A 26,937-nucleotide genomic window follows, 5' to 3' on the forward strand; every position below is an offset into this window, starting at 1 on the left:
TCAACATCATTGTCGAGTGAGCTATCATTTGACTGTTCCATATCAGCAATTAGGTCATCGATATCAAGCTCGTCATCGGTTAACTCATTACTTTTTTGAGTCAATTCAGCTTCATCTAGCTCAGGTTCTGTTAATTTATCTTCTGATGACTTATTCAAAATATCACTAAAATCCGTTGATAATAACGGCGAGATATACTCTTCAGTTAAACTTTCAATTTTAGCTTTATTCTCACTAACATCTGACTCATCAATAGCCGTTTGTTCATCATTTTCATCTGGGTCGGTTACTTCAGACTCAGCTGGCTCTTCTGCAATAGCTTCATCCGCATCAACACCAATAGAATCTAGCAAGGCATCAATATCATCTGGGTCGGTTACTTCAGACTCAGCTGCCTCTTCTGCAATAGCCTCATCCGCATCAACACCAATAGAGTCTAGCAAGGCATCAATATCGTCTGGGTCGGTTACTTCAGACTCAGCTGCCTCTTCTGCAATAGCTTCATCCGCATCAACACCAATAGAATCTAGCAAGGCATCAATATCGTCTGGGTCGGTTACTTCAGACTCAGCTGGCTCTTCTGCAATAGCTTCATCCGCATCAACACCAATAGAATCTAGCAAGGCATCAATATCGTCTGGGTCGGTTACTTCAGACTCAGCTGCCTCTTCTGCAATAGCTTCATCCGCATCAACACCAATAGAATCTAGCAAGGCATCAATATCGTCTGGGTCGGTTACTTCAGATTCAGCTGGCTCTTCTGCAATAGCTTCATCCGCATCAACATCAATAGAATCTAGCAAGGCATCAATATCATCTGGGTCGGTTACTTCAGACTCAGCTACTTCCTCTGAAACTAAAGGCTCCTCTTCCTGAATATTTGCTTCATCATCAAGCCCACTTAACAAGTCATCCAAATCATTTTGATCTAGTTCATTATTTGCTAAAACATCATCTTCCGGAGACTCGTCTTTATCTTCATCTTTGCCAGCCAGTAAGGAATCAAGTGCAGATTGATCTAACTCTCCACCTTCAAGTAAAGCTGATTCATCAACCTCCTTATCAAGTATCATGTCGTCTAGATCATCCAAGTCATCTAAATCGTCTAAGTCATTTAATGTGTCATCGTCACCATCAAGGTGTATAACATCGCTATCATCAGTCTCAAGAAGATCACTAGATAAATCGTCATCTAGTGATAATTCATCATCTAGTAATAACTCTTCATCCAGAGATAGTTCTTCATCTAATGATAATTCATCGTCGAGCGACAATTCTTCAGGCGCTTCAACTTCTTCTGTGACTTTGTCAGCTTTAGTTTTTTCTTTTAATGGCTCTTTTGGAGAATCTTCTAGGGTTGCAGGCTCTTTTTTCCTACGCTTCAGGATAAATGCAGCCACAAGTAAGATTAAAATGGCCGGTAATGTTGCCATTAATACAACAAACCATTGACTACTAAAAATATTATCATCTAACTTGGCTTGTTCTTTTTCTAAAAGTAGTTCTTCTTCTCTCGCTTGTGCTTTTGCCAGTAACGCCTGCTGCAATTGAATCATATCATCCATTTGTAGCTTAATTTCTTTGCTTTTAGCGACTTCTGCCTGCATTGTGTCTAATTGATCATTAAAAGATGACAAACGTTGGCGTAATGCCTCATTTTCTTTTAAAAGCGCTTGTAAACCACCGATAGAATCTAAAATATCCTGTTGGATATTTTCTAAGCGTAACTGTTGTTCACTATCTATTTTTTCTAATTGATCATTGAGCTCGACTTTTACGGTATCTAAATCTTGTTTATTAACATTCCGTCTAGCTGTTTTTGATGCTGAGGTCGATTTCTTAGATGAGTTGTTTTTCCATGCTTGTTCGTCTTCACTAGATTTTTTCTTTGCTGCACTAGTGTCAACTAACATCATATATTCAAACGATGGTATCTTTAAATATTCGCCATTAACTAAAAGGTTAAGATTACCATCAACAAAGGCATTAGGATTAGCTTGATATAGGGCTTGCATCACTTGATAAACACTTAAGCGATTATCAGGTCGAACGGTTAACGCTATATTCCATAGCGTATCACTTTTATTTATAGGGCCATAACGTTCATAACGTACAACATCTGATCCCTTAGGGCCTAACATACGAACGCCAGCTCTTTCTGGTAAAGCTTCTTGAGCAAAAGTAGGGAAACCAATAACGGATACACTAGTAATGATAAGGCTAGCGCTTAATATACTAGCTATTGATATGCTAAGAACAACCTGCCGTAGGCACAGGTGTAATAATTTTGGCATCGAAGTTTTCCTAGTTATTGTTTTGCAAAATTAGCTATAGGTCAGTTATTTGACAATATTTCGATAATAGTTAATCTTTAAAATATAAGCAAAAATCATTCCATTTAAAGGTGTAGCTTTAATACAACGATTAGTTTGTCATTAGGAATAATAGCAAATTCAACGTAAATATCTCAATATTTTAGTGATATAAAACAAAAAACCCGCAATTAACATATTTTATACAATGTTAACGGCGAGTTTTAAATTTTCTTAAGAGTAACAAGTAAACTATAATGGATAAGTTGAGCTTGCTACTTTTCTATCGTATTTTATTAGCTTAAATAATCTTTCACTAACAACTCAGCTATTTGAACACTATTAGTAGCAGCGCCTTTACGAATGTTGTCTGCAACAATCCATAAGTTAATACCATTTGGGTGGGTGATATCCTCACGTACACGACCGACATAAGTATCATCTTGGCCACTTGCTTCACCAATTTGTGTTGGGAAATCTTCATCATTTTCACATAATACAACACCTGTTGCATTACTTAGCAATGCTTTAACTTCATCAACCGAGATTTGGCTACGTGTTTCAATGTGCAACGCTTCAGCGTGACCAAAAAATACCGGAACACGAACGGCCGTAGGGTTAACTAAAACGTTATCATCTCCAAATATTTTCTTGGTTTCCCAAACCATTTTCATTTCTTCTTTGGTGTAACCATTTTCAAGGAAAACATCGATTTGCGGAATTACATTGAATGCGATTTGACGAGAGAAATTTTTAGATTCAACTGGCTTACCTTGTAATAAATCAGCCGTTTGCTTTGCAAGCTCATCCATTGATTCTTTACCACCACCAGAAACTGATTGGTAAGTACACACGTTAATTCTATCAATGCCTACAGCATCTTGAATTGGCTTTAACGCCACTAACATTTGAATAGTTGAACAATTAGGATTAGCAATGATGTTGCGGTTTCTATATTCAGCTAATGCTTCTGGATTTACTTCTGGCACAACTAATGGAATATCGTCGTCGTAACGAAATTCAGAGGTGTTATCAATAACGATACAACCGGCATCACCAGCCAAAGGTGCAAACTTTGCTGACGTTGCACCACCAGCAGAGAAAAAGCCAATTTGCGCTAAGCTCCAGTCAAACTTATCTGCATCAAGCACTTCAATGCTTTCGCCATTAAATTCAATAAATTCTCCAGCAGAGCGAGCACTTGCTAATGGGTATAATTTATTAATTGGGAAGTTTCTTTGTTCTAAAATTTCCATAATGGTTTTGCCAACTAGCCCTGTTGCGCCAAGTATGCATACATCAAATTTCTGTGCCATGATCCTCTCTCTTTTTCGTTAAATTTAGCTAAACTAATGCTAGTTTATGTTTTATTAAAACCTAAGCGATGTGGCACATCACTTGAGGTACTAGATGACAAGGTAACTTGTACCGCTGAAAACTCCCGTCTTACCGGATAGTTCTTTCTTAAGCTATCAAAACCTTTAATTGATAAGTGCTGACGGAAAATAGCATCGTCACGTCTTACATCGTAAACCATTTTTACCAGTTGGTTTAGCAATTCTTCATTAAATTCTTGATTTAATTTTACTTCTGAAATATTTGCAGGAGGTAAAAAGTTAATTAATTTACGTTTTGGCTCAAGATTAATATTCTGACGTTTTTCTATATGGCGACATAATGCCTGATAAAGCATTTCTGTTCCACCTGCTTTTCCTTCTAAGCTATAACCTGCGATATGTGCTGTCGCTATTTCTGTATGTTCAATAAGTGGCGTTAATACTTCCGGCTCACCTTCCCATACATCCAGCACAATTTTTAGTCCATGGCCTTGTAACTTTAATGCTAATAGAGCATGGTTATCAATGACTTCACCACGACAGGCATTAATTAATATTTGATTGTCTTTTAATTTAACTAAGCGTTCTTCATTTAATAAATGATAGGTTGGATAATCACCATCAGTAATTTTAGGCACATGTAATGAAATAACATCACACGCTAACACCTCTTCTAACGATGAAAAGTCTCTTGTATCTTCTTTATTATGCTCAAGTAAAGGGTCACAAATTTTATATGGAATACCTAACGCTGTTAGCTTTTCACTTAACCGTGTTCCAGTATTACCACCACCAACAATCCCAACCGTTAATAGGCTTAAATTTAATAAATAGCGTTCTGCTAACACCACCAAACTACTGATAACATATTCAGCAACAGAAATAGCATTACAGCCAGGTGCAGAATGAAAATCTATATTGCGTTGAGCTAGGTAGGTTTGATCAATATGATCTAACCCAATAGTTGCGGTACCAACAAAACTAAGCTTTTTATTCTTTTTTAAAAGCGCTTCATTAACTTTAGTAATTGAGCGAACCAATAATACATCAGCATCTATTATTTGCTCTGCTGTTAAGTTTCGCCCAGAGAAAGGTATCAAGTCCCCTTCCTTACAAAAATCGTTAAAAAACTCTTTAGCGTAAGGCATGTTTTCATCGAAGAATATTTTCATTAATTTTTCATTTATTTATTTAGCGGGAGTGTTCAAAAACTAAGTTATAGAGTAACTGCACTTGCAGAGGCAAGCAATAAAAAAGCCATAATAAGTAAATACCTAATATGGCTTTATTTAAGTCCCCTCGCTAAAGGCTATTATTTATATTTTTTCATCACTAACGTTGCATTAGTTCCACCAAAGCCAAAACTATTAGACATAATTAAGTTAAGCTCTTTGTCTAACTTCTCAGTCACAATATTCAAACCTTTTGCTTGTTCATCTAAGTTATCAATATTAATCGATGGTGCAACAAAACTATTTTCCATCATTAAAATTGAATAGATGGCTTCATGAACACCAGCAGCTCCTAGTGCATGACCAGTCATTGCTTTTGTTGCGCTAATTGCAGGGGAATTTTCACCAAACAACTCTTGAATAGCGCCTAGCTCTTTAACATCACCAACAGGTGTAGAAGTACCATGAGTATTTAAATAATCAATTTCGCCTTCAACACCTTCCATTGCTTGTTGCATACAACGTACCGCGCCTTCACCGCTTGGTGCTACCATGTCATAGCCATCAGATGTTGCGCCATAACCAACAATTTCAGCATAAATATGTGCACCACGAGCCAAAGCATGCTCTAATTCTTCAACAACAACCATGCCGCCACCGCCAGAAATAACAAAACCATCTCTGTCTGCATCATAAGTACGTGATGCTAACTCAGGTGTATCGTTACGACCTGCAGATAATGCGCCCATGCCGTCAAACATCATAGCTAAAGACCAATCAACTTCTTCACCACCACCAGCAAAAACAACATCTTGCTTACCTAGCTGGATAAGCTCCATTGCATGACCAATACAGTGAGCACTCGTTGCACAAGCAGAGCTGATAGAGTAGTTAACGCCTTTAATTTTAAATGGTGTAGCTAAACAAGCAGAAACTGTACTACCCATAGTTTTAGGTACTGCGTAAGGACCAACACGACGAATACCACGATTACGTAAAGTATCACAAGAAGCAACAATATTTGCTGACGATGCACCACCGCTACCAGCAACAATACCCGTTCTAAAATCTGAAACTTGTTCCTCTGTTAGTTTTGCATCAGTAATGGCTTGCTCCATCGCTATGTAGGCATAACCTGCTGCATCACCCATAAAGCGCAATGCTTTACGATCGATATGATCTTTAATATCAATGTTAGGTTTACCCCAAACATTACTTTTTAACCCTTGTTCAGCAAAACTCTCTGAATATGTAATGCCTGATTTTCCTGATTTTAAAGAGGTTAAAACCTCATCAGCATTATTACCAATGCTAGATACAATACCGATACCGGTGATTACTACACGTTTCATTTAAATAACCATTGTTTAATAAAAAATTAAGTACGAATTTGGAAAGTTCAGACTTTGATACACAAAAAATACTGAGTATTATACTGAGCTTAATCTAATAACTGGTACAACAAGTAAACTAAAAACAGACCAACCAGCGTACACCTGTACACCATAATATAATGTTACTGATAGAATATCTACGTTATCACAATAATAAAAATGTAATTACGCTGATCTAAAGCTAAAATTAACGTAAAATCTCAGACATTATGCACTGTATATAGTTGAGTTTCTTTTGAAAAAACCTGTTAGATCATCCCCTGAGTTAAGCTTTCAGCAAGATGGTACGCCATATTCTAAACAATTTACTGATATTTACTTTGATAGTGAATCTGGATATCAACAAAGCGAACAAGTTTTTTTATTAGGAAACAATATCAGTGATAGAATAAAACACAAAGATGACCGTTTTGTGATTATGGAAACTGGGTTTGGTACCGGACTTAATTTTCTATTGACCTTACAGGCGTACCATAAATTATTACAAGAAGTCACAGATAAGGAATTACCTGAATTATCTTTTATTAGCGTTGAAAAATTTCCACTTACTAAGCAACAGTTGGTTAAATCACTGCAAGCACTACCACAATTAACTAATTTTTCTAACTTACTATTAGCACAATATCCTGAGTTATCTTGTGACAACGACAACGTTGAAGAGTTTTCGCTTAGTTTTTTTAATAATAAAGTCACGCTCACTGTTATTATTAATGATGCCACCAAAGGGTTATCCAACCTTAATCCACTAAAAAATGATTTAGCTGACGCATGGTATCTCGATGGTTTTTCTCCTGCTAAAAATCCAGAAATGTGGAGTAAGGCATTATTCGAACAAATAGCTCGTTTATCGAAACCTGAAGCTAGCATAGCCACCTTTACTGTCGCTGGTTTTGTAAAACGACAAATGCAAGACGTTGGCTTTAGAACACAAAAAACAGCCTGTATCGGTAATAAGCACGAAATGTTAACTGGCGTTTTTCAACAAAATCCTTATTCAAAAAAAGGGTATCAACTTCGCTCTATTATCACTAAACCGCAACATGTCAGCATCATCGGCGGTGGTATTGCTTCAGCTTGTGCCGCATTAGCTTTAACTAAACAAGGTATTAAAGTAACTATCTACTGTAAAGATAACTCGCTTGCTCAAGGCGCATCAAGTAACGCAATTGGTGCTTTATATCCTTTATTACACCAACAAGCCGATGATATTAGTTTGTTTTATCAACAAGCATTTTGGCGAGCTAAAACACTTTATAATACGATTATTGAAGATGGTTTTAGTTTTCCTCACCAATGGTGTGGCTTATTAGAAATAGCCTATAAAGAGGCACTTGAAAAACGTCAACAGAAGTTTAATGAGTTAGCCACTTGGCCAACAAAACTAATTCATAGGGTTGATGCTAACAAGGCAAGTGAGTTAGCTAATATAGAGTTAACTCATGGTGGTTTATTTATGCCACATGCAGGCTGGATATCACCGCAAGATGCGGTTAAACAAATAATCAATGCAGCAAAAGCCACTGGTCGATTAAAAGTTGAAAATAATATATTAGTAAATAAAATAAAAAAAATAGAAACAGGTAAACCTAACAATAGTCATCAGAAAAACTGGACGTTACTCACAAATAAAGGTGAATTCGATGCCTGTGTTGTTGTTTTTTGTGGAGGCGCAGAAATAATTGATTTTGACTGGGTAAAACAATTACCTTTTAGCTCAGTTCAAGGCCAAGTAACCAACATGAATACCAATGAAAGTATCAGTGACCTTTCAACAGTGATATGTCATAAAGGTTATTTAACCCCTCAACATAACAATATGCATGCTATTGGCGCTACATTTAATAAAGACTGTACAAGAACCACAACGACATCTGAAGAAGATCAATTCAATCTAAATATGTTATCAACTTGCTTACCTGAATTAACTCAAAAAATAGGTTGGGATACAAGTGACATTGCTAGAAGTAAATCAAGGTTACGCTGTATGACCCCTGATCATATGCCAATAGTGGGTGCTATGCCTGATATTGAAAAACACATTGAAATATATCCACATTTAGCCAAAGATAAAAATTGGAAGTATGATCAAATTGCACCGGTTATTGATAATTTATATGTCATGATGGGCTTTGGTGCTAGAGGCCTATGTTCAGCACCATTGGCTGCCGATATTCTAGCAGCTGACTTGTGTGCTACTCCCTACCCTGTTGATAACGAAATGCTTTTCAATTTAAGTCCAAATCGTTTTGTCATTCGAGATATTATTAGACGAAAAATTTAACAATACCTCGGTTCTCAGATACATTAACAGAGTATAAACTTAATCCGTATTACATTAAACCTTGCACAACAGACCAGAAATTTTGGACTATCGCATTATCTTGTGGACTAAGTTCAGATTTTGCATTTGCTAATCTTTGTGAAACATTTTCCACTAAGGCTGCAGACATAGCTTGTTGTTCATCCCCACTATCGGTTGCGGCCAACGAAACTAAACCGCGAAGATAGCCTCCGGCAAAGAGCGTATCACTATCAACATCTTGATCAAAAAGATTATCTAAATATTGGTAAAGATCATTTAACGTATTTATTTTTTCTATCATGGTTTTCTATTCTTTATTGTCGTCATGGTTCGTATTATACCGATTCTATTAAATTAAATAAGCTTGATCCAAATATTGTTATTGATATATTGAACACAAGTAAAATTTAAAGTTAAGGTGTGACTATGCTAAAACGAGAAAAAACAGGTCTTATTGTTGTTGATATCCAAGGAAAGCTGGCACGCTTAGTTCATGATAGTCACACGTTAATTTCGAATTGTGAAAAACTCATCAAAGGAGCAAAAGCGCTTGATTTACCGGTTATCTTACTGGAGCAAAATCCTGATAAACTTGGTGCTACCACTGATGAACTAAAAACGTTACTAGCAACCAACTCTCCAATTACTAAATTTACTTTTGATGGATGCGCAGAGCCTTCATTCATCGAACAAATTAACACGATAGATGTTGATACTTGGCTTATTTGCGGCATTGAAGCACATATTTGTGTTTATCAAACAGCATTGCATTTACATCTACTAGGCTTAAAAGTACAGTTGGTGACAGACTGCATATCGGCCAGAACTCTTGTTAATAAAGAGTTAGCAATAAAAAAACTTATTAATAGAGGCCTTGATATTTCTGGGCTAGAAATGTGTTTATATGAACTTGTTAAAGATTGCAGGGCCAGTGAATTTAAAGAAATTCTTAATTTAGTTAAATAACCTGTGCTGCTTGATTAATATAATCTAAGTACGATTTAATAAACAAGCAGAGACCTCTAACAGACAGTTATAGTTAAGAAAAATTTAAAAGAAAACTAAAAGCGATAAGATTAACTTGGTGGATCAATATTATTAGCAATACTATTATTTAAGCGAAACCAACCCGCTATAGAATAACGATCACGTTTTGCCGGTAGAACTTCATGAACAAACTCTTCACTTAAAAAAACCACTATTGTGCCAAAACTTGGGATCACCGTTACTTTTTTGTTATCAATAGCAGCTGAAGCTGGTAGCTTTTTATCGTATATCACTAACTCGCCAGCATCATCTGCTGACCAATGTTGATTAAGGTATACCACAACAGATAACACGCGATTTCCCTCACCTTTAAAAGCATCTTTATGTTTTTTATAAAAATCGCCTTTGGTATAACGAGCAAAGTGACTCTCAAAAGAAAATAAACCGAGAAATAACCGTCTGTTCAAATAAGCCTGTAATGCCGCAGCCCATGATATCCACGCACTGCCAGCTTCACTACTTCCTGTTATCCAACTGATTTCATCTGTTCTGATAAAATCATTAATTATATGATCTTTAGCGCGGCCAATACCTGCCCGTTTAAAGTTTGATTCAGGTAATTCGGTAATATGGTGTAATAATAAATTGGTTAAATTTTCAGGTAATGCATAAGGTCGAATACTGTAACCTTTTTCAATAATATCATTCGCGATGAATTCAAATAGCGATTCAAACAATGATGAATCATCGTCAAGAAGGCTAGCTTTAGGTAGGTTCATGGTCTGTTCTATGGTGTAATTGGGCAAGTAATAGCCACATTAAAAGGATAAATCTAATTGTGAACATATGCGACGAGTAACTTTTGATGCACAATATCAGCTATTCATCTCAACGTCTGTTTTATATACTAATAAAAACCCTTTATCTATCTTTTATTTTTACCCGAGATAGACATAAAAGTTAAGACCTTAAACATAGGTGCCTTACGAGCTAATATTTTACAAACTAAAAGCTTAAAAAATAACAAGTTTCAAGTTTCCTAACAACCATAGTGTAGAATCAACGGATCACAATACAATGTTATTAAAACTATCAGCACACAATAAATCTAGCCAGAGCTATTATGAAAATAAATTACTAGGGCTCAGTGTCGGCATTCAAGATAGTAATAATCATATGAAAAGAGCAACGTCACATGACAGCGATAAGTTCGTCACTATAGTAGAGGGCTCTGCTGAAATAAAGAACACAATTACGGGTAAAGTTGATAAGGTAAATCAGGGAGAAAGCTTTGTTATTCCACAAGGTTATACTTATCAATGGCAACAAAGTGCTAATTTAATCACTTTTCATCTTACTTACCTAGCATCGGAACAGTCCTTACCTATATCAGAAAAACTTAAAGATATTTTTTTTATTGATGAAAAAAATGAAACTCCTTGGCAAGACACGTCTGACGGTTACAAAAAAAAGGTTGAATATCAAAGCTATAACAAAAAATTTACCGCAGGAGTATGGCAAGGAGGACAATTTAAAACAGGGCTTATTGCCTTTCCTTATAATGAATTCATTTTAGTTAAATGTGGCACTCTTATTTGTACTGATGAACAAGAAAATATACACACAATTAATACAGACGAAGCACTATTTATTCCTCAAGGTACTCGTTGCTCTTGGACGTCTCAAGGAAAAATTAGCCTTCACTTTGTACAAGTCAAAAAAGATTAAATATTTTTTATATTATTCGGTTACCCTAAACGCTTCAGCAGATAGATGATGTCGATTCAATAACTTGTAAAACTCAGTACGATTGCGCTGAGCTATTTTAGCTGCTTGAGATACATTCCCTTCCGTTAGCTTTAATAATTTAGCTAAATAATCTCGTTCAAACTCATCTTTAGCTTGCTGAAATGAAGGTAATGAACTACTTTCGTCACGCAAAGCATTTTTAACTAAACTCGCGACAATTATACTTTCTCGAGATAAAGCGACACTCTGCTCAACAACATTTTGTAATTGCCTAATATTCCCAGGCCACGGAGCAGCAATAAGTACCTCCATTGCTTCTTGCGAAAAACCATTAATATCAAGACTGGTTTGTTTACTGCTATGATTAAGAAAGTGTTGAGCAAGTAAAGGAATATCTTCTCGACGTTCTATTAAGGGCGGCAATTCTAGTTCAACCACATTTAAACGATAATATAAATCTTCTCTAAACGTTTTTTCTTTTATCGCTTCCTGCAAATTTTTATGAGTAGCTGAAATAATTCTAACATCAACTTTAACGGCTTGTGTACTGCCCACAGGACGCACTTCTCTTTCCTGTAAAGCTCTGAGTAACTTAACCTGAAACCCCATTGGCATATCACCAATTTCATCTAAGAATAATGTGCCTCCGTTACTGGCTTGAAAAAGTCCTTGGTAACTTTTATCCGCTCCCGTAAATGCGCCTTTAACGTGACCAAATAACTCTGATTCTAATAACTGTTCTGGAATTGCGGCACAGTTAATCGCCGTAAATGGTTTATCAGAACGATGGCTTGCCTGGTGAATTGCTTGTGCTAAGAGCTCTTTACCAGTACCACTTTCACTATGGATAAGTAAACTAAAATCACTTGTAGCAACCTGCTTTGTTTGTTGCAATAACGATTCCATAATAGCGCTACGACTAATTATTTTCTCACGCCATGTCGCTTCTTTATCTTTATTAGTAGAGCTTGAAGGTTGTAAACGAATAGCTTGAGCAACCGTTTCAAGTAACTGTTGGCTTTCAAAAGGTTTAGTTAGAAAACTAAAAACACCTTGTTTGGTTGCATTAATCGCATCTGGTATTGTGCCGTGTGCGGTCATAATAATAACGGGGACATTAGGTGATTGTTGACGTATTTGTTCAAATAACGCCATGCCATCCATTCCTTCCATACGTAAATCGCTAATCACTAATTGGGGGTGAAAACTTTTTAACATACCCAATGCCACTTTTGCATTAGCTGCAGATTCAACTAAATACCCCGCTGCAGATAGACGTATACCTAATAAACGTAATAAGCTAGGATCATCGTCAACAATTAAAATTTTATCTTGCTCAATATTCGTCATGGGTTGATGATCTGATAATTTCATAATTTATTGTCCATGCTCACTAATATTTTGCTCAATTTTTTTCAGCTGAGTTATTTGTTCTGTTAACTGTTTAACGGTTAATTCGAGTGCTGCAATTTTATTCACTTGCTTTTTCTCATTAATTCGATTTTTAGTCACTTGCTTATCATAAGCAAGCTCCTGATTAATTAACTTCTGGAATAAGAATAACTGCTGATTTAATTGATCTTTAAGTAAACGGATAAAAGCTTGATCAGCTGTACTCAATGGATAATTCTGATACGTTTTTAATTGTTCATTTAGTTGAGATTTAGCCGAATAAACATTATGAATAGAAGAATTAGGCAAGCTATATAATAAAATTAAATTAATTCCAGCTTCAATATTACCGGCTCGCTTTTTAGCCTGTTGCTCTTCTATCTCTTTTTGCAGCTCAGCGTCTGATAGTGTCTTAAGTTTGAGATAATACTGACCAAAGCTAACGGTATTAGTGACAATCGTATTATTGGCATCTTCTTCTGTGCTTTGAGGCGATAAAGATTTCTCAATCGGTACAGTATTTTGACATGCAGTAATTCCAATACTAATAAACACAATAAAAAGAGCTTTATAGAATTTAAAGCCTTGCTTTATATCCTGTGCATTTATAACTAAATTCATTGCTTATCTCCAATACCAACACTATTAAGTATGATTTTCATTGTTGTACCACTAGGCGGCTTTGTTTGACTAATAAGCGTAATGTCACCATTTAATCTCATCAGTAGTTCTTTCACAATAGTTAAACCAAGACCACTACTTTTAATATTATAATCTTTGGCTGGTGTTCCTTGATAAAAAGCATCAAAAACTTTACCTTGTTGCTCCTTTTCAATACCGCTCCCTTGATCGCTAACGGAAAATACCAACTGATTATTACAAATAACCGCGAATATTTTTACCATTCCGTTTTCAGGTGAATATTTGATAGCGTTAGATAATAAATTATCAATAATAACATTGAGTTGCTTCATATTACTTTCAATAGTGATATTGGGGTAATCTTTTTCTATTATGATATTTTTGCGTTTAATATCGAGTATTCTATCATTTAAGACTTGTTCAATAAGTTCTGACAAATTAATCGTTTCCTTATCTTGCAAACTTGTAGAATCTAAAACAATATTAAAATCAAGTAGCTCTTCAATTAACCGTTGTAATCGAGTTGTACTGTTACGAATAATTTTAGTTATCTCCTGTTGATCACTATTAAGCGAACCAACACTGTTATCATAAATTAACTCTGTACCTTCTCGTATTGCGGCTAATGGCGTTTTTAATTCATGAGAAATATGCCTAATAAAGCTCGATTTTTGTAACTCTAGCGCATGTAAGCGGCCTCTCATACGATTTAATGCATCATTAATCTCTTTAATTTCAAGAAAACCAGCAACATAGTCCGTAGGTAAATTAGTATCTTGTTCAAAATTACCTTGCTGAAGTCTACCTATTTTTAGAATTAACCGTTTGAGAGGCTGAGTGATTAATACAATAAATATCCCTGCAATTAATAATGAAATTGGGATAATAAATAGACTTTGTAATAAGGTATGGCTTACTTTCTCTGTAGCATCTTTGATGCCTTGCGCTTGTTGACTGATAAACTCGCGGCTACGCGTATCTATTTCCTCATTAATATTAATCAACCGTTTAAACTGACTCTGTAATTCTTCTAAAGACGTTACCACCACTACACTATCAGTATTTAATGTCGTCGTGCTAGGAATCATTATACTCTGGTGCACCTGAAGTATTGCTGTTGAGAACTGTTCACTCAACTCTTTAATTACCCTATCATCAAACTGATGTAGCTTCTCATTGGTTGCCTGTAATATTTGTTGTTCAATAATGTAGTTATCTATTAATTCAATATCTTGCAGTACTAAGTATTGGCTAGCGTACCTTTCCATTTTCTTTAATGTATTATTTATTTTTTGGTTGGTATTAATTAATTCTGCCACAGTAAAAATAGAACTAGCCCCTTGCTTAGAGAGTTCATTCACCTGCTTAGCACTGTATAAAAGCGCTAAAACTAAAGGCAATGCAACGAGTGTAAATCCCAAAAAAGTTAATGTCTTTATTGATAACGATTTTACTCGATTTAATTTACTACCAAGATCGATCTTCAATTTCTTCAGCCAAAGCACCCTGAATAACTCCTTATCATTAATTCAACGCCTTTTTATGTCATTTTTAATGTAAATACAATGATGTCTCAAATTGGAGACAAATATCAGAATAAAAAACGACTCTATTACCCATTGATTTATAAAGATTTATTTTAAAACAAGGACTTTTAATTTCATAAAACTTTATCACACCAATAAACCTGTCGCCAAAAAGAGACACACCTACTAGAGAAAACACCTAAAAATAAAAAATATACCAATAAAAACAACGAATTACAAAGTAGGCATGGAGTATGCAATCACTGTATTCGAACACATAACAGAGCATAAATAATGCATATACACTGATTTATTTAACTCATTATGGATTTTATCGTAAATACACATCGAGCGTTGCTCGACTACAAATAAAAAGGTATCAAAATGAAAAACATTAATTTATTCAAAGTTACTGTAATGGTAATTACTGCGGCTCTTGCTTCTAATTTTGTTAACGCTGAAGATAAAATAAGTACAGCGATAGAAAGTTCTCAGCCAACAATGGCTAAAGTCGAACAACAACTTAGCTTCCCTGCATTAATCACCGAATTAGACGGCGATGCAAATGGCATGTTAAGCCAAGATGAAGTTGCTGTTTCTCACCTAACCTTCTTGCAAGAAGAGTTCAATAATATCGATGCCAATCAAGATGGCCAAATTGAGGAAGCTGAATTTAATAGCTTTATCGCTCAGCTGAAAGATAAAGTAACAGATATGGCTAATACTGAAGATTAGTATTTTAGGCTATTAAGATCTATTAAGCCGGCTGTCCCCTTACAGTCGGTTTTTTTGAGCATTTAGTGCGCTCTAATTAAAGCTAAACAATTGAACCAATTCAAAAAAGTTACTTCCCACTACACAAATGTAACGTTAATAGGCAAAACATTGATTAAATTTATCCCTAAGAGAATAGTACTTCAATTAACCAATGACACAAGCTATGTATCATCCTTTTCGAAATCATTAACTCAGCATTTAAAGCTTTACTTTATATTCGTCATTCGCCCCTTGCGAGCTCATTAGTAAATTATAAACGGAGATTCACATGAAAAAGCACTTCGCCAAAAAGACACTAGCTATAGCTATTATTGGCGCTCTCAGCTCTGTATCAATAACGACCTTAGCACAAACGGATACAAATGAAGGTGACATAGAAACAATTGAAATTAAAGGCTTTCGCGGTAGTTTACTTCAAGCAAAAGACTTAAAACGAAATGCATTGGGTACGCAAGACTCAATTGTAGCTGAAGATATCGCTGACTTTCCAGATCTTAACCTTGCCGATGCATTGCAGCGTATTCCTGGTGTTGCCATTACTCGTGAAGGTGGTGAAGGCCGACAAATTTCATTACGTGGCTTAGGCCCAGATTTTACCCAAGTTCAGCTTAATGGAATGGAAGCATTAGGTACTTCATCTTCGGCTATGGATAGTCGTGGCTCAATCAGTCGCTCACGCGCTTTTGATTTTAACATTTTTGCTTCTGAGTTATTTAACCGTGTTGATGTGAACAAATCTTTCTCAGCCGACATGGATGAAGGTGGCATCGGTGGAACAGTTAATTTAGTAACTGCAAAACCTTTTGATTATGATGGCTTTAAAGGGGCGATTAGTGGTCAAATAGGACAAAATACTTTAGCCGATGGTACAAGTCCTCGAGTAGCTGCATTAATTTCGAATACATGGGGAGATTTTGGTGCCTTAGCATCGATCGCCTACAGCAAACGTAATACCAATGAACAAGGCTTTAATACCTATCGTTGGCGATTAAAAAATGCAGATGGGTCGGATATTTCGGCTCTATCTCAGGAAAACCAAGATGCTGTTAACAGTGGTGACCTAAGGTTTTCACGCGGTAGCCGTTATTCTTCATTTGAAAATGAACAAACCCGTATTGGTGCAACCGTTGCTTTGCAGTATCGTCCTAGTAGTAACTTTAAAATAGGGTTTGATGGCTTATACGGTGTTTTGGATAACGACCGTAATGAATTTCACCTGCAAAGTAGAGGCTCAAGCTCTACTGCTTTAGGCTGCACAGGCCCAACTTATAGTAGTATCCAAGCAGAAGCTAACGCACCTATTTGCTCAAGTTTAGTCGATATACAATATAATGCGGGTAACGAAGTAATCTATTCACATTTTGAAAACGCAGCGATTCACTCAGAAAGTCGTCAACAAAATGCTGATACTACATTAACCCAAATGGTGTTAAATAGTGAATGGAGCATCACTGATAGCTTCACTTTAAAAGCATTAGTTGGTCACGCTAATAGTGATTTTGATACTGGAAGCACTAAAGTCTATTTGGAATCCTTTGGTGATCAAACAATTGACTATACTAAGAATCAATTTTATGGCATTAACACCTATGGCTATGATGTAACCGACGTTGATGAGTATAGGTACCACGAAATAGATCTAGAAGAAGATCAAATATCGAATAGCTTTGACCTTGCCAAGCTAGACACAATCTATATGTTAGATAATGCTGGTACTATCTCTGCAGGTATTTCCTTAAAAAACTTTAAAAATGAAGCATGGGAAAACAAAACTGACAATATCTTACGTACCGAATGGGAACAAGGAGATATAAGCGATATTATTGACCCTAATGTAACTTATACCTATACAGGACATAACGAACAACAGTGGTTAGTTGTTGACGTACCTAGCGTATTAAATGCCTATGGCATTGATAGTAACTTACCTCAAGCTAGCTATTCAAACCAAGTAGAAGAGGAGACCTTAGGCGCTTATTTACAATACGAATTTAGTGCTGACTTTTCTAATGGCTTCTTACGTGGCAATATAGGTGCTCGATATTACAATACAAACATTAGTTCCGTAGGTTTAGTCAATAATGAACTTACTGAAGTAACACAAGAATACTCTGGTGTATTGCCAACATTAAATCTAGCTTGGGAGGCGACCAATAACCTAGTGATACGGGCAAGTATTGGAAAAAATGTTACACGCCCTTCATTAGCGGCATTAAATGCAACAGGAACAGTACAAAATGATCCTAACTCAACAAATGGCCTGAGCATTTCTGCAGGTAATCCAGGACTACAACCATTTGAATCAACTAATTTTGAAACAGCAATAGAATATTACTTCGATGAAGTCGGTTATGTATCTGCCGCCTACTTTACTAAATCAATTGACAATTTCATTGTTACCAATACAACCTCATTAGCGTATGGAAATACTGGCTATTCATTATCATTTTTAGGTGACGTTGATGGCAATGGCAATCCACAAACAGCAGATACTATGTATACCGTTATTCAGCCTATTAATACCGATAAAAGCAATATTAGCGGTTATGAAATGGCATTTCAGCGAGATTTAGACTTTTTACCAGAGCCACTAAATAATATGGGGCTAATTATTAATTATACTTATGCCGATGGCGAAGCCTTGTATCGCAATGTGGGTAACACTGGAGTTGATGAGTTTAAATCGTTCCCTGGATTATCTGAGCATTCAGGCAACTTTACCATTTATTTTGAGCAAGAAAATTGGGGAACACGTATCTCCGCAGCTTACCGTAGTGATTATATTTCAGATGTCTCATCAAATAGTGATGAAGATGAACGTGGTTACCATGCAACCACCTATGTTGATTTTTCAGCTTTTTACAATATATCGGAACAATTAAAAGTAACCATTGAAGGTACCAACTTAACTGATGTGAAAGAGGAACAGTACAGTGACTCAGCAGACAGACTATACAATGTAACTGAAAACGGCCGTACTTTCTACTTAGGTGCTACCTATACGTTCTAACAAATAATGTTTACTAATAAAATAGCAATGATGTCATAGCATTTTTTAAATATAGTCCAGTTATTGTTAGTTTAATATACTTAGCTGATAGTTTATGCTGTCAGCTTTTTGGATCGAACAATTAAGAAAAATCATAATTGTTATATATCAACAAGAGGCATATAAGATGAATGAAAAAATAACTCGTCATATTAAAATAAATGATTGGATTTTCGAAGTAAAAATGGTGAAAGCTATACGTGTTGAAAACTATGGAGAGCCCTATAGTGCAGTCGCTAATATTAATTTAAATGGTAATAACGCATACATTGACGGCATGATGCAAAAAAATTTATTACAAATAAGCACTAAAGACATCGCTGCTATTGAACAATATTGTGACAAAATGTCAATCGATGACATAACATTTGATACACAAGCCCCTAAATTACATAGCTCCCCATTATTTTCATTACCTACAGGGTAATAACGATCAGAGAATACCTAAATAGAGCGTGATCGATAAAGTACTCACTTAAATTACTCATCTTCAGTCATAACTAATAAATGAATAATTATCGTCATTCTAGAAACTACCTCACAGTAACTATACAACTACATGCTTTTATTCGCATTAACAGGAAATAACTCCACTGATTTTTTTCTTTGAAAAGTAAACCAATTTATCCAACCAAAACTAATACAAACAAGCCACATAAAATAGTCAATCAACAATAATTCATTCCTTTCAATACCGACATTACGTATTAATGCTGACCATTTAAAGAAACCATTACCAGCCTTAAATTTATATACTCGCTCCCCCTGCTTTGCCCATAAATAATTATATTTAAAACAAAAGTCATGCAATATCACTGGAATTAACAGCAGCCCTGTCGGTGAAAAAAAGATCCATACGATTGATGGATAGGAGCTACCGTCAAATACAAATCCTTTAGGGATAATAATGACCCTTTTATTTGGTAATACATAATGCCAATCTTCAACAAGTTGCCATTGCCTTTTTCTAAAAAGTAAACGCCATAGCTTAGAATAAAACGAAAAACGTTGTGTCTTAATGGCAAAGGGCTGTAATTTTGGCATTTCCATAAAATTTATCACATTATTAATAGTTAATAATGTGATTCTATAGTTAAATGTATCATAGATTAAAACGTAAAATTTCACTTAGTTTAATTAAAAAAATTTGTTGAACAACGGCCTATTAGGAAAAGTAATGTCTTTAGAGTTATTACCTGAATATATTGAAAAAGTAGATGAGCTTTTTACTCATGAATTACCACTCAATGCACTTACCGTAGAAATTGAACGTGAATTGTTACCCGAAAATACTGCCATTCTACTCGAAGCGTTTCCAATAAAGCCTCGTTTAATGCTTTGGAAAGAATTCAGTAGTGAGTACCAGCAAAATATTTTCCTAGAGATGAAAAATGAATCCAGGCAAATGCTATTAAATGCTATGGATGATGATGCATGTTTACCGCTGTTTGATAAATTAGATGCTAATAGCTTACTTGAACTTACCGAAGATCTAAGTGTTCGCTTTATTGAGTATGCGATTTCTCAAATGACAGCAAAGCAGCGCGAACATTTCAAAAAAGCACAAGATTATTCAGAAGACGAAGTTGGCCATTGGCAAAGTTTTGATGAGCACAAAATCCTTGCTAAGTTAAAAGTATCGTCAGCAAAGAAAATTTGCTCAAAAAAACAAGCTGCTTGTAGTGAAGTTATTTATATTATTGATAATAAATCTGTTTTACTCGGTGAAATAGCGATTAATAAATTATTACTTTTAAATGATGAACAACCATTAAGCGAGTTAGTCGATGAAGAGTTTATAGCATTAGACAGTACTAAAAATATAGATGAAGCCGCTGAAGCAGTAATTCTTTCAGGTAAATTGGCATTACCCATCATCGACGAAAATGGTTGCTTAACTGGGCGCTTAGACTTACATACAGCATACAAATACAAAGAACAACAAAAAGATAATCAGTTAATTCAATCAGCCGGTTTAAGTGAAGAAGAAGATTTATTCTCTAGTGTATGGCTAAGTAGTAAAAACCGTGCGATTTGGTTAGGTGTTAATTTAGTAACCGCTTTTTTAGCTTCTTGGTTTATCGGATTATTTGAAGCTACATTACAACAAGTAGTCGCTTTAGCGGTACTAATGCCTGTTGTTGCTTCAATGGGAGGAATATCCGGTAGTCAAACATTAACGCTAATTATTAGAGGGTTAGCATTAGGACAAATAAGTGACTCGAATAGACAAGCTATCATCAATAAAGAACTAAAAGTCGGAGCAATAAATGGCATACTCTGGGCAACAGTCATCGGTATAATTACTTTTTATTGGTTTTCAAATCCTATGTTATCAGTCACCATTTGTCTCGCGATCTTAGGTAATATTCTAGTTGCTTCATTATCTGGAGTTTGGATCCCTTGGATACTAACTAAGTTTAAAATCGATCCTGCTTTGTCAGGAGCTGTAATCTTAACTACCGTCACAGATATATTTGGTTTTATCGCATTCTTAGGCTGCGGTACATTGTTATTGTTATAAACATTTTATAACAAACTATACTTTTGTTAGAGATAACAATTTAGAGGTAATTATGAGTCAAGCAGCGTTCATTTATGGTTATTATTTTGATCAAAGTAGCCCAAACGACACTATTTCATCACTCGATACGTTAGAAAGTAATCGCCCTTACTGGTTGCATTTTGATTATACGAAAGACGAAACAAAACAATGGCTAGAACAGCAAGAACACTTAAACCCAGTTGTTATTAGCGCGTTACTAAATGATGAAACTCGCCCTAGAGCAACCATGCTTAATGACGGAGTATTATTATCATTAAGGGGGGTAAATCTAGCACCTAATAGTGATCCTCAAGATATGGTATCTATCCGTATATGGTTCACTAAAAATAATATTATCAGTACACGTGCTCGTACGTTATTATCAACCAAAGATATAGCGACTAATTTTGATAACAATTGTGGCCCTAAAAGTGCGTCTGAATTTATCACTTTAATGACCGAAAATTTAATCGTAAGAATGAGTCAAACGCTTTATGAAATAGAAGATAATGTATCAGAAATAGAAGAGAACACCCTAGCAGCAAATAGTTATGATCTACGAAATGAGCTTTCTGACTTACGAAGACAAATTATATCTCTTCGACGTTATTTATCACCTCAGCGAGAAGCGATGACTCAATTAGTAAGTGATAAAATCACACTTTTTTCTAACGAAGAAAAAATACAATTACGAGAAACCTCTGATCATTTAACACGCTACATTGAAGATTTAGATTCTATTAAAGACCGAGCAATTGTCTGCCAAGAGGAGCTAAACAATAAATTAGCCGAACAAATGAATAACAGAATGTTTGTGCTATCGGTTGTTGCCGCAATATTTCTTCCTTTAGGATTCTTAACCGGCTTATTAGGGATTAACGTTGGCGGTATCCCAGGTTCGGATAACACCAGTGCATTCAGTATTTTTATCTTAATACTTATTGCTGTAGTGGTATTACAAGTTTGGATCTTCAAAAAGAAAAAATGGTTTTAGTTTATTTACCGAGGGTTTGTATTCACAAACCTCTTGAATACCCCAATAAAAAAACATCTAGCTATTATCACGCTTTAAAACCTAACATGTATTTATAAATTCAGTTGTTTCAAGTGACCGCTGTAGTGACTTTGTTGCCAGTCATTATAAATACGAATGTAGAATTGAGGCCAATGACTCCTACAAGCTCATAGCTGGCAGTGGTGTGTTGTCTCTGAACGATAACTTTTGCCACATTGCGGACATTAGCTGTTAGTCGTCAAGAATTGATTCGGATGAGGTTTTGTATTGATAACTAACCATAGTCTCTTGTTAAATGGAATTTTTTAGACACCTAACTCCATATGATTAATTATTTTTTCTAAATGAGTGTCGGAAAAGTCAGATAAGCACTTAAGCTTAATATAAGATAATTCATATTTTTCATCTGTAAACTCAAGTTCAGGTGGAACTACAACAGTTTTCATCTTTGCTTGATTTGCAGAAAGGATGCCCGAAACACTATCTTCAAATGCAATGCATTTTGAGGGTTCAACATTCAATTTTTTAGCCGTAGATAAATATACGGCTGGATCAGGTTTTCCTTTTATTTCATGTTCCGAAGAAGAAGTAGCATGAAAGTAATGAGAAATATTAAGTTTTTTTAAAACAATAGGAATTAGTTTTGAAGGAGCATTAGTTGATAAACCGATTTTAAAACTCTTTTCTTGAAAAAAGTCTAAAACTTTATATACTCCTTCCAAAGCAACACCTTCATCAATAATTAATTCTGCTACACGATCAATAACTTCATTTTCGACTTCACCTAAGCTTTTACCTAACCAAGGAAAATGATTATACCAAAACTCTGTTACTTCACGAGTAGTCATCCGAACAGTTTGAGATGAAAGTTCATTAGTTACTTTTACGCCTAAAGATGAAAAAATTTCCTTTTCCGCTTTTTTCCACATCGGCTCCGAATCGATTAACGTTCCATCCATATCAAAAATTGCAGCTTGCATCATACTGATTCCATTTAACGCTTTGCTAAGATGCTAAAACGGTTGGATTGTTTTTTTTGCGGTACTTTGCAAAAAACGAACAAACTATTTTAGTCCTTTGAGCAACTTATACATAATTTATTTACTGTATTTAAGCTCAAAGAGCTCTTTAAGTAAATTAGTTCTTTGAACATTAGATTGACCAACAATACCGATAGAAATAATTAATATTATTACAGCACCACTTAAATCATTAGCTAAATCTAATCCAAAATACGCCAGTAATAAAAAAGCGAAAAAGTAGAGAGGAATAAAGCTTAATCTGTGAAGTTTACTTTCGATTTTTTGAATTTGATCAATCTTATTAAATTCAACTTTTGCGTCTAATTCTGCTTTTGAATTGATTTCCATATGCTTACCGTGATTATTATCCAACGAGTTTGTAGAATAACTCGTTTATTATAAATTTCCCCATAAAATAGGGGTACTAAATGCATTACCTATATCGCGTTAACACTCTACAGCCTGATACAGGAGCTAAAAAAACTCATCGTTTTGACTGAGTTAGTTATTCTACAGCCTCAACGCCTCGCTCAGCGTGTTGACGAAAGTGGCGATTCTTTTGCAGTTTTTTCGCAAAAGAAGTGACGCTTTTGGCAATCCGATGCAGCAATTTGTTATACCTTACCCCACATTTGGTATGTTAACCAACAAGTCTGTGACACCAATATCTATGCCTTGCTGATATAGCAAAGTAGATACCTGGCCACGATGATGTGTTTGATGATTAAAAAAGTGCTGCAATACGTGACCAAAGTTTTTAATGAATGCCTGACCATTTGTGTTTTTATAGGAAAGCGGTTCAGAAATAGCCTTATCAGTAAGCTCTTTAGTAAAGAGTTTAATCACTTTATCCATTTTTTCTCGTTTTTCTTTTAACGTACCAAATTCTGAATATAAAATAGTATCAAGTGATTTTGGTGTTTCTAGTGCCCGAACATAATCAAGTGCCGGATAACTTTCTAGATGATTGGCAAAGCGTTGAAGCCAAATAGTATCACCTACAAGGATATGATTTAGAGTATTAATAATTGAACCAAAGAATACACCTTGGTCTTTAGCCAAATTAGTTTCACTTAACTTAGAAGCAGCTTGATAAATATTTTCATTAATCCCTTGATTATACTCTGCCATCAATTCGAAATTTAATTTAAGTGACATAACTCTCCTTAGGTATAAACACAATGACTCCCCACGAGATGCTAGCCTCTGAACGTGAGCTAGTTTTACAAACCAGAGCCATACTAACTGTGTCAACAATATAAAACAGAGGCTAGCATGTCAAAACATAACATACTTTTCATTGAAGTTTTATTTGAGTTTTATTTGACCACCCATAATAACGTGGATGAAATTCAATCCATAAACTAAGCTTAATTTACCTTGATTAAGTTTGGTGATATGTGATTTTAGCGAACATGTTGGTTTGCAACGTACACATGGCATAGCCAATGCGAGAGCCTGTTTGAATAGCGCATAACCCACACACTAAAAGCGCTAGTTATTTAATTTTATGTTATTTCAAAATAACGGTTTTAACTCGGCTTAAATTCAACCATTTCACCAATATTCATAATATCTCCGAAGATAATCTTAATTCCCTCGAATTAATCAATATTTGAGTAACCCAAAAAACCTAAAGAGGCTGTCTATTATTGCCTGATTATTATGGGTGCTAATTGATGGGTGTCCCAAATTTTTCTTCTGTACTGCCTTAAAGACTCTGCTACTTTTGAAAACTTATTTAAATCCATTTCACCCTCAGATTACGTAGTACATTGAACGCCAAGCTCACCAGAATTTGGGGAGCGCAGCGAGTAAAATTTCTGTGTGTAACGCCTTGTTATATTTTTTGAAACTCTAAAGCATATTTGGTTTTTGATTTAACTGCTTGATACCATTTCACATGCTTCCATTCACTACCAGATAAAAGCTTTCTCAGAGTTAGCTTATCTCTTTCTGCCATCCTTAAACCAAACGCAATAGAGTTAACTGCTTTTTCAGGAAACTTTATTGCTTGAGATTTTTGAAATATAAGCCTACGTTCTTTTTCATATTTCCAACTAGAGTATTTTGTACCAAGTACTGAATAAAAAATATCACCAGCTATGCTCTGTTTATTATTAACTCCAGGGAATTGTTCAAAGTATTTAAATCTATTAATAATTTCGTTAAATGGGTACTCTGCTTGATATGTAACATCTAAAGGAAAAATATTTGAGCCGTCTGGACGAAGAATGCGTTCATTAAACCCAATACAGATCCCTTTATGCTCATCTGCATAATGAGACCACATTAATTGATTTTTCCTAGTTTTGCTGAATGAACATATACCAGTAGTTTGTAACTGCTTTTCTATAATTTCTTTATATTTTTTTCTTTCATCTTCGGGAAATGGATAGCGCTCCCAAACAGCTTGGAGAACTTCTGAAAATGAAGACTCCCCTTCAAAGGGGTCATTCAGTGAACTAGGATTAGCGAACCATAGCTCTCCATTTACTAGGAGTTCGATACTACTTTTATCGAATTTACGATATTTGAATAAATTAGTTGGAGTAATCATGAATCCCTATGAGAAATATAACGCCTCACTCAGAGGCTAAAAATTGATGGCTAAAATAAGCGAGGCACGAGCAATAGCCAGCTGTTTTTAGTCCTTTGCAGTGACTTGTTATATGTACATGCCACTATATTATTGTTTTTCCCATTTATCGTGAATAATTTTATAGTTAGAAATTGTTAATTCATGATTTTTTATATATTGCCACTTTGAAAAGGCACGCAATACCATAGGTATAAGAGATATTAAAAACGATCCTTTTAATAAAGGTATCCAAATAGCTAGAGATGACGCTATTGAGTAATCGAAACTTTCACCAAATAGAAACTTATCTAAGAAATTTAGCGTGAACATAATGACGAAAAAGACACCACCTGTTTTCACTAAAGATAGTAAAAGCGTCGTAATCTCTAAAGTTATAAAATAATGAAAATACTTTTTCATATCACCTAAACTCAAAGTACATATAACGCCTCGTTAAGAGGCAAATAATATGTTGGCTAAAATAAGCGACGCAGGAGCAAAAGCCAACTGTTATTTGTCCTGCTTTAACGACTTGTTAGGGCAACTTACCATATGACGTATCAAGCTGTACGCTGTATGTTATATTTGTATTGCTATGATTCAACTCAAAGCTTGCAGAGTCACCTACCGTTAAATCCATAGCGTGACCACCCACATAATATGGTTTACCTGTAGATATATCTTTAAGATTGATTAACAGATTGACTTTCTTAAAGTCGTCGGTACGAGTAGTTATTTTGAATGTATATTGACCTTTAAAATCAATTGAATGAACATCATTAAAGTTAACTAATACCGCATTATTATAAATTTGACGCGTTTCTGATTCTTCAGATATTTTGATTGTTTTAGTTATAACAAATTGTGTAACCAAACCATCTTCAGCAATTACATTTAATGATAGAAAAGAAAAAACAATTGCGGTGATATATTTCATAGCAGAACTTCCTTGTTGCCCTAACAGCTTATTATGTATACGGCTCAGTAATGTCCGTTTCATAATTATTATTTAATTCGTAATAATATCTCATAACTTCAACGGATTAGAAACAATAAAAATATAATATAAACCGAAGTACAGATATTACTAAGCCGGCTCAGTAACGTCTATACTTTATAAAAACTACAAATCAAC

General features: G+C 35.1%; 24 protein-coding genes. 8 read left to right on the plus strand and 16 right to left on the minus strand.

Translation table 11 applies throughout. The features are described 5' to 3' along the window. The 4 genes from Q4496_RS15580 to fabB all read right to left on the minus strand — a co-directional run. Window positions 1-2,294: FimV/HubP family polar landmark protein (locus Q4496_RS15580; RefSeq protein ID WP_303610789.1), on the minus strand; the 2,294-nt coding region annotated here is incomplete at its 3' end. 314 nt (window positions 2,295-2,608) lie between these two features. Beyond that, window positions 2,609-3,628 carry an aspartate-semialdehyde dehydrogenase gene (locus Q4496_RS15585; protein WP_215971959.1) on the minus strand — a complete coding sequence of 340 codons (1,020 nt, stop codon included), beginning with the start codon at window positions 3,626-3,628 and terminating at the stop codon, window positions 2,609-2,611. Window positions 3,629-3,672: 44 nt separating this feature from the next. Beyond that, a complete protein-coding gene (locus Q4496_RS15590; RefSeq protein ID WP_303610790.1) occupies window positions 3,673-4,821 on the minus strand; it encodes a 4-phosphoerythronate dehydrogenase in 1,149 nt (382 codons plus the stop codon). 140 nt (window positions 4,822-4,961) lie between these two features. Beyond that, window positions 4,962-6,173, minus strand: a complete 1,212-nt coding sequence (gene fabB / locus Q4496_RS15595; RefSeq protein WP_215971957.1) for a beta-ketoacyl-ACP synthase I — start codon at window positions 6,171-6,173, stop codon at window positions 4,962-4,964. Between the two features lie 277 nt (window positions 6,174-6,450). Here fabB and mnmC point away from each other — a divergent pair, with 277 nt between their 5' ends. Next, window positions 6,451-8,496, plus strand: coding sequence for a bifunctional tRNA (5-methylaminomethyl-2-thiouridine)(34)-methyltransferase MnmD/FAD-dependent 5-carboxymethylaminomethyl-2-thiouridine(34) oxidoreductase MnmC (mnmC, locus tag Q4496_RS15600; protein WP_303610791.1), 2,046 nt, complete (start codon window positions 6,451-6,453; stop codon window positions 8,494-8,496). 49 nt (window positions 8,497-8,545) lie between these two features. Here the strand turns inward: mnmC and Q4496_RS15605 are convergent, their stop codons facing one another. After that, a complete protein-coding gene (locus Q4496_RS15605) occupies window positions 8,546-8,818 on the minus strand; it encodes a YfcL family protein (RefSeq protein WP_303602326.1) in 273 nt (90 codons plus the stop codon). Between the two features lie 125 nt (window positions 8,819-8,943). Between Q4496_RS15605 and Q4496_RS15610 the strand changes: the two genes are divergently transcribed. Beyond that, entirely contained in the window at window positions 8,944-9,483 is a 540-nt protein-coding gene (locus tag Q4496_RS15610) for an isochorismatase family protein (RefSeq protein WP_215971954.1), read from the plus strand. Window positions 9,484-9,593: 110 nt separating this feature from the next. Here the strand turns inward: Q4496_RS15610 and Q4496_RS15615 are convergent, their stop codons facing one another. Continuing rightward, entirely contained in the window at window positions 9,594-10,283 is a 690-nt protein-coding gene (locus Q4496_RS15615) for a 2OG-Fe(II) oxygenase (RefSeq protein WP_215971953.1), read from the minus strand. A 298-nt stretch (window positions 10,284-10,581) separates the two neighbouring features. On the opposite strand from Q4496_RS15615, the gene Q4496_RS15620 reads away from it, so the two are divergent. Next, window positions 10,582-11,232, plus strand: a complete 651-nt coding sequence (locus tag Q4496_RS15620; protein WP_215971952.1) for a hypothetical protein — start codon at window positions 10,582-10,584, stop codon at window positions 11,230-11,232. A 12-nt stretch (window positions 11,233-11,244) separates the two neighbouring features. Here Q4496_RS15620 and Q4496_RS15625 read toward each other — a convergent pair whose 3' ends face one another. The 3 genes from Q4496_RS15625 to Q4496_RS15635 are packed head-to-tail and all read right to left on the minus strand — an operon-like array spanning window position 11,245 to window position 14,792. Continuing rightward, window positions 11,245-12,627, minus strand: a complete 1,383-nt coding sequence (locus tag Q4496_RS15625) for a sigma 54-interacting transcriptional regulator (protein WP_289847518.1) — start codon at window positions 12,625-12,627, stop codon at window positions 11,245-11,247. 3 nt (window positions 12,628-12,630) lie between these two features. Then, complete coding sequence (locus Q4496_RS15630) at window positions 12,631-13,266, minus strand: hypothetical protein (RefSeq protein WP_215971951.1); 636 nt, start codon at window positions 13,264-13,266, stop codon at window positions 12,631-12,633. After that, complete coding sequence (locus tag Q4496_RS15635) at window positions 13,263-14,792, minus strand: cell wall metabolism sensor histidine kinase WalK (RefSeq protein ID WP_215971950.1); 1,530 nt, start codon at window positions 14,790-14,792, stop codon at window positions 13,263-13,265. Before Q4496_RS15635 ends, Q4496_RS15630 begins: the two co-directional genes overlap by 4 nt. Window positions 14,793-15,197: 405 nt before the next feature. On the opposite strand from Q4496_RS15635, the gene Q4496_RS15640 reads away from it, so the two are divergent. The 3 genes from Q4496_RS15640 to Q4496_RS15650 all read left to right on the plus strand — a co-directional run bounded on the left by Q4496_RS15640 (window position 15,198) and on the right by Q4496_RS15650 (window position 19,066). Beyond that, window positions 15,198-15,548 carry a hypothetical protein gene (locus Q4496_RS15640; protein WP_215971949.1) on the plus strand — a complete coding sequence of 117 codons (351 nt, stop codon included), beginning with the start codon at window positions 15,198-15,200 and terminating at the stop codon, window positions 15,546-15,548. Window positions 15,549-15,858: 310 nt separating this feature from the next. Next, entirely contained in the window at window positions 15,859-18,600 is a 2,742-nt protein-coding gene (locus Q4496_RS15645; RefSeq protein ID WP_303610792.1) for a TonB-dependent receptor, read from the plus strand. A 166-nt stretch (window positions 18,601-18,766) separates the two neighbouring features. Further along, window positions 18,767-19,066, plus strand: a complete 300-nt coding sequence (locus Q4496_RS15650; RefSeq protein ID WP_215971947.1) for a hypothetical protein — start codon at window positions 18,767-18,769, stop codon at window positions 19,064-19,066. A gap of 128 nt (window positions 19,067-19,194) precedes the next feature. Here Q4496_RS15650 and Q4496_RS15655 read toward each other — a convergent pair whose 3' ends face one another. Then, window positions 19,195-19,689 (minus strand): DUF1353 domain-containing protein, encoded by a 495-nt coding sequence (locus tag Q4496_RS15655; RefSeq protein ID WP_215971946.1) that lies wholly within the window; start codon window positions 19,687-19,689, stop codon window positions 19,195-19,197. 127 nt (window positions 19,690-19,816) lie between these two features. Between Q4496_RS15655 and Q4496_RS15660 the strand changes: the two genes are divergently transcribed. Both Q4496_RS15660 and Q4496_RS15665 read left to right on the plus strand, forming a co-directional pair. Further along, the gene (locus Q4496_RS15660) at window positions 19,817-21,163 is read left to right on the plus strand and encodes a magnesium transporter (protein WP_215971945.1); all 1,347 of its coding nucleotides are present in this window, start codon (window positions 19,817-19,819) and stop codon (window positions 21,161-21,163) included. A 52-nt stretch (window positions 21,164-21,215) separates the two neighbouring features. Next, entirely contained in the window at window positions 21,216-22,178 is a 963-nt protein-coding gene (locus tag Q4496_RS15665) for a zinc transporter ZntB (RefSeq protein WP_215971944.1), read from the plus strand. A gap of 326 nt (window positions 22,179-22,504) precedes the next feature. Here the strand turns inward: Q4496_RS15665 and hxpB are convergent, their stop codons facing one another. The 6 genes from hxpB to Q4496_RS15695 all read right to left on the minus strand — a co-directional run bounded on the left by hxpB (window position 22,505) and on the right by Q4496_RS15695 (window position 26,739). Next, window positions 22,505-23,182 carry a hexitol phosphatase HxpB gene (gene hxpB, locus Q4496_RS15670; RefSeq protein WP_303610793.1) on the minus strand — a complete coding sequence of 226 codons (678 nt, stop codon included), beginning with the start codon at window positions 23,180-23,182 and terminating at the stop codon, window positions 22,505-22,507. 114 nt (window positions 23,183-23,296) lie between these two features. Then, window positions 23,297-23,569: a hypothetical protein gene (locus Q4496_RS15675; protein ID WP_303610794.1), complete on the minus strand. Its 273-nt coding sequence runs from the start codon at window positions 23,567-23,569 to the stop codon at window positions 23,297-23,299. 273 nt (window positions 23,570-23,842) lie between these two features. Continuing rightward, window positions 23,843-24,379, minus strand: a complete 537-nt coding sequence (locus tag Q4496_RS15680; RefSeq protein WP_303610795.1) for a DinB family protein — start codon at window positions 24,377-24,379, stop codon at window positions 23,843-23,845. A gap of 682 nt (window positions 24,380-25,061) precedes the next feature. After that, window positions 25,062-25,781 carry a DUF2971 domain-containing protein gene (locus Q4496_RS15685; protein WP_303610796.1) on the minus strand — a complete coding sequence of 240 codons (720 nt, stop codon included), beginning with the start codon at window positions 25,779-25,781 and terminating at the stop codon, window positions 25,062-25,064. Between the two features lie 129 nt (window positions 25,782-25,910). Continuing rightward, window positions 25,911-26,237 carry a hypothetical protein gene (locus tag Q4496_RS15690; RefSeq protein ID WP_303610797.1) on the minus strand — a complete coding sequence of 109 codons (327 nt, stop codon included), beginning with the start codon at window positions 26,235-26,237 and terminating at the stop codon, window positions 25,911-25,913. A 100-nt stretch (window positions 26,238-26,337) separates the two neighbouring features. Then, a complete protein-coding gene (locus tag Q4496_RS15695) occupies window positions 26,338-26,739 on the minus strand; it encodes a hypothetical protein (RefSeq protein ID WP_303610798.1) in 402 nt (133 codons plus the stop codon). Window positions 26,740-26,937 lie beyond the last annotated feature (198 nt).

The organism is Colwellia sp. 5_MG-2023, assembly GCF_030547795.1.
Classification (GTDB): domain Bacteria; phylum Pseudomonadota; class Gammaproteobacteria; order Enterobacterales; family Alteromonadaceae; genus Colwellia.